This window comes from Psychrobacter sp. CCUG 69069 (genome assembly GCF_021023115.1).
Lineage (GTDB): Bacteria > Pseudomonadota > Gammaproteobacteria > Pseudomonadales > Moraxellaceae > Psychrobacter > Psychrobacter namhaensis.
Map to the genome: position 1 here is coordinate 1 of NZ_QQAI01000032.1, position 5,043 is coordinate 5,043.

The window sequence follows — 5,043 nt, forward strand, 5'->3', positions numbered from 1 at the left end:
ATGAGCCAAGTTTAGAAGCTTCTTTAAAGAGCTTCATAGCAAGATTAAACTGAAGAGTTTGATCATGGCTCAGATTGAACGCTGGCGGCAGGCTTAACACATGCAAGTCGAGCGGAAACGATACCAGCTTGCTGGTAGGCGTCGAGCGGCGGACGGGTGAGTAATACTTAGGAATCTACCTAGTAGTGGGGGATAGCTCGGGGAAACTCGAATTAATACCGCATACGACCTACGGGAGAAAGGGGGCAGTTTACTGCTCTCGCTATTAGATGAGCCTAAGTCGGATTAGCTAGATGGTGGGGTAAAGGCCTACCATGGCGACGATCTGTAGCTGGTCTGAGAGGATGATCAGCCACACCGGGACTGAGACACGGCCCGGACTCCTACGGGAGGCAGCAGTGGGGAATATTGGACAATGGGGGAAACCCTGATCCAGCCATGCCGCGTGTGTGAAGAAGGCCTTTTGGTTGTAAAGCACTTTAAGCAGTGAAGAAGACTCCTCGGTTAATACCCGTGGACGATGACATTAGCTGCAGAATAAGCACCGGCTAACTCTGTGCCAGCAGCCGCGGTAATACAGAGGGTGCAAGCGTTAATCGGAATTACTGGGCGTAAAGCGAGCGTAGGTGGCTTGATAAGTCAGATGTGAAATCCCCGGGCTTAACCTGGGAACTGCATCTGAAACTGTTAGGCTAGAGTAGGTGAGAGGAAGGTAGAATTCCAGGTGTAGCGGTGAAATGCGTAGAGATCTGGAGGAATACCGATGGCGAAGGCAGCCTTCTGGCATCATACTGACACTGAGGCTCGAAAGCGTGGGTAGCAAACAGGATTAGATACCCTGGTAGTCCACGCCGTAAACGATGTCTACTAGTCGTTGGGTCCCTTGAGGACTTAGTGACGCAGCTAACGCAATAAGTAGACCGCCTGGGGAGTACGGCCGCAAGGTTAAAACTCAAATGAATTGACGGGGGCCCGCACAAGCGGTGGAGCATGTGGTTTAATTCGATGCAACGCGAAGAACCTTACCTGGTCTTGACATATCTAGAATCCTGCAGAGATGCGGGAGTGCCTTCGGGAATTAGAATACAGGTGCTGCATGGCTGTCGTCAGCTCGTGTCGTGAGATGTTGGGTTAAGTCCCGCAACGAGCGCAACCCTTGTCCTTAGTTACCAGCGGGTTAAGCCGGGAACTCTAAGGATACTGCCAGTGACAAACTGGAGGAAGGCGGGGACGACGTCAAGTCATCATGGCCCTTACGACCAGGGCTACACACGTGCTACAATGGTAGGTACAGAGGGCAGCTACACAGCGATGTGATGCGAATCTCAAAAAGCCTATCGTAGTCCAGATTGGAGTCTGCAACTCGACTCCATGAAGTAGGAATCGCTAGTAATCGCGGATCAGAATGCCGCGGTGAATACGTTCCCGGGCCTTGTACACACCGCCCGTCACACCATGGGAGTTGATTGCACCAGAAGTGGATAGCTTAACCTTCGGGGAGGCGTTCACCACGGTGTGGTTGATGACTGGGGTGAAGTCGTAACAAGGTAGCCGTAGGGGAACCTGCGGCTGGATCACCTCCTTATAGATGGCATTCGGTCAGCAAGAATTCACAACAAGTTGTTCTTTAGTTTAAGCTTACGTTTATAGCATAAGCGTATTTAGGGTCTGTAGCTCAGCTGGTTAGAGCACCGTGTTGATAACGCGGGGGTCGGTGGTTCAAGTCCACCTAGACCCACCATTTTACATGGGGCCATAGCTCAGTTGGTAGAGCGCCTGCCTTGCACGCAGGAGGTCAACGGTTCGACTCCGTTTGGCTCCACCACACTATAAACAGACAGTAAGCTTTAAGTGCAAATAGTATTAAATAGAAACGAGTGATTTATCTTTAGATTACTTCTTTCTGTTTTATACAGAACTTATGACTCGACGAGAGCATAGGAACTATTTAAAAACATAGATATGAGTCTGGGTTAGGATGAGCGTGTTCACGCGCACATCTTAACCTTAGTAATCAACCTCTTAACGACATCAGTTGTTATCCCAGGGGTTGATTGCTAAAAAAGTAAAGAGAACTGAATCAAGCGTAAACATAGGTGATATCGTTATCATTAATTAGAGTGTATAACACTTAGCAGTCGAAAGACTACTTGGGGTTGTATGGTCAAGTAATGAAGCGCACATGGTGGATGCCTTGGCAGTCAGAGGCGATGAAAGACGTGACAGCCTGCGATAAGCTTCGGGGAGGCGGCAATATCCTGTGATCCGGAGATTTCTGAATGGGGAAACCCACCTAGCATAAGCTAGGTATCTTGTACTTGTACAAGAAGCGAACGAGGGGAAGTGAAACATCTCAGTACCCTTAGGAATAGACATCAATTGAGATTCCCCTAGTAGCGGCGAGCGAACGGGGAGAAGCCGATTAATGCTAATGTAGAAGAACAGCGTGGGAAAGCTGACCGTAGTAGGTGATAGTCCTGTATTCGAAACATTAGCGTTAACATATTAAGTAGAGCGGGGCACGAGAAATCCTGTTTGAAGATGGGGGGACCATCCTCCAAGGCTAAATACTCCTGACTGACCGATAGTGAACCAGTACCGTGAGGGAAAGGCGAAAAGAACCCCTGTGAGGGGAGTGAAATAGAACCTGAAACCGTGTGCGTACAAGCAGTGGGAGCCCACTTGTTGGGTGACCGCGTACCTTTTGTATAATGGGTCAGCGACTTATATTCTGTAGCAAGGTTAACCGTTTAGGGGAGCCGTAGGGAAACCGAGTCTTAATAGGGCGTCTAGTTGCAGGGTATAGACCCGAAACCGAGTGATCTATCCATGAGCAGGTTGAAAGTGCCGTAACAGGCACCGGAGGACCGAACCCACTGTCGTTGAAAAGCCAGGGGATGACTTGTGGATAGGGGTGAAAGGCTAATCAAACTCGGTGATAGCTGGTTCTCCCCGAAAGCTATTTAGGTAGCGCCTCGGACGAACACCATTGGGGGTAGAGCACTGTTTCGGCTAGGGGGTCATACCGACTTACCAAACCGATGCAAACTCCGAATACCGATGAGTGATATCCGGGAGACACACGGTGGGTGCTAACGTCCATCGTGGAGAGGGAAACAACCCAGACCGCCAGCTAAGGCCCCAAATTCCTAGTTAAGTGGGAAACGAGGTGGGAAGGCATAGACAGCTAGGAGGTTGGCTTAGAAGCAGCCATCCTTTAAAGAAAGCGTAATAGCTCACTAGTCGAGTCGGCCCGCGCGGAAGATGTAACGGGGCTCAAACTAGGAGCCGAAGCTGCGGATTTGAATTTGTTTTCAAGTGGTAGGGGAGCGTTGTGTAAGCCTGTGAAGGTGTGTTGTAAAGCATGCTGGAGGTATCACAAGAGCGAATGCTGACGTGAGTAACGATAATGCGAGTGAAAAGCTCGCACGCCGGAAGATCAAGGGTTCCAGTCCAACGTTAATCGGGGCTGGGTGAGTCGACCCCTAAGGCGAGGCCGAAAGGCGTAGTCGATGGGAAATCGGTTAATATTCCGATACTTGTTTATGATGCGATGGAGGGACGGAGAAGGTTATGCCAGCCTGGCGATGGTTGTCCAGGTGGAAGGATGTAGGTTTATAGCTTAGGTAAATCCGGGCTATTTTATACCGAGATCTGATAGCAAGCTGTACTTGTACAGCGAAGTGGCAAATACCATGCTTCCAGGAAAAGCTTCTAAGCGATAGTCATAAACGAATCGTACCCTAAACCGACACAGGTGATCAGGTAGAGAATACCAAGGCGCTTGAGAGAACTCTGCTGAAGGAACTAGGCAAAATGGTACCGTAACTTCGGGAGAAGGTACGCTGCTGATGGTGAAGGACTTGCTCCGTAAGCTATTGGCAGTCGCAGATACCAGGCTGCTGCAACTGTTTATTAAAAACACAGCACTCTGCAAACACGAAAGTGGACGTATAGGGTGTGATGTCTGCCCGGTGCTGGAAGGTTAATTGATGGGGTTAGCGTAAGCGAAGCTCTTGATCGAAGCCCCAGTAAACGGCGGCCGTAACTATAACGGTCCTAAGGTAGCGAAATTCCTTGTCGGGTAAGTTCCGACCTGCACGAATGACATAATGATGGCAGCGCTGTCTCCAGCAGAGACTCAGTGAAATCGAAATCGCAGTGAAGATGCTGTGTACCCGCGGCTAGACGGAAAGACCCCGTGAACCTTTACTACAGCTTTACATTGAACTTTGACCTGACTTGTGCAGGATAGGTGGGAGGCTTTGAAGCCGAGACGCTAGTCTTGGTGGAGCCAATCTTGAAATACCACCCTGGTCATGTTGGGGTTCTAACTCAGGTATAACAATACCGAGGACAATGTATGGTGGGTAGTTTGACTGGGGCGGTCTCCTCCTAAAGAGTAACGGAGGAGTACGAAGGTGCGCTCAGACCGGTCGGAAATCGGTCGTAGAGTATAAAGGCAAAAGCGCGCTTAACTGCGAGACCCACAAGTCGAGCAGGTACGAAAGTAGGTCTTAGTGATCCGGTGGTTCTGTATGGAAGGGCCATCGCTCAACGGATAAAAGGTACTCTGGGGATAACAGGCTGATACCGCCCAAGAGTTCATATCGACGGCGGTGTTTGGCACCTCGATGTCGGCTCATCTCATCCTAGGGCTGAAGCAGGTCCTAAGGGTATGGCTGTTCGCCATTTAAAGAGGTACGCGAGCTGGGTTTAGAACGTCGTGAGACAGTTCGGTCCCTATCTACCGTGGGCGTTGGAAATTTGAGAGGATCTGCTCCTAGTACGAGAGGACCAGAGTGGACGAACCTCTGGTGTTCGGGTTGTCACGCCAGTGGCATTGCCCGGTAGCTACGTTCGGATGGGATAACCGCTGAAAGCATCTAAGCGGGAAGCCCACCTCAAGATTAGATTTCCCTAAAGAGCCGTTCAAGACTAGGACGTTGATAGGCAGGGTGTGGAAGCACAGCGATGTGTGTAGCTAACCTGTACTAATTGCTCGTTTGGCTTGACCATACAACACCCAAGTGGTTTGTATAC

Annotated in this window: 2 tRNA genes and 2 rRNA genes; all 4 read left to right on the forward strand. The window is 50.1% G+C overall.

Annotation, left to right across the window (positions count from 1 at the left end):
• The first annotated feature begins 46 nt into the window (after positions 1–46).
• The 4 genes from DVY93_RS12225 (at position 47) to DVY93_RS12240 (ending at position 5,019) form a co-directional block, all read left to right on the forward strand.
• Positions 47–1,585 (forward strand): 16S ribosomal RNA (locus DVY93_RS12225).
• Positions 1,586–1,664: 79 nt separating this feature from the next.
• A tRNA-Ile gene (locus DVY93_RS12230) sits at positions 1,665–1,741 on the forward strand.
• Positions 1,742–1,749: 8 nt separating this feature from the next.
• Positions 1,750–1,825 (forward strand) — tRNA-Ala (locus tag DVY93_RS12235).
• Positions 1,826–2,162: 337 nt separating this feature from the next.
• Positions 2,163–5,019: ribosomal RNA gene (locus DVY93_RS12240) — 23S ribosomal RNA — on the forward strand.
• The 16S and 23S rRNA genes sit together here with 2 tRNA genes alongside, the layout of an rRNA operon.
• Positions 5,020–5,043 lie beyond the last annotated feature (24 nt).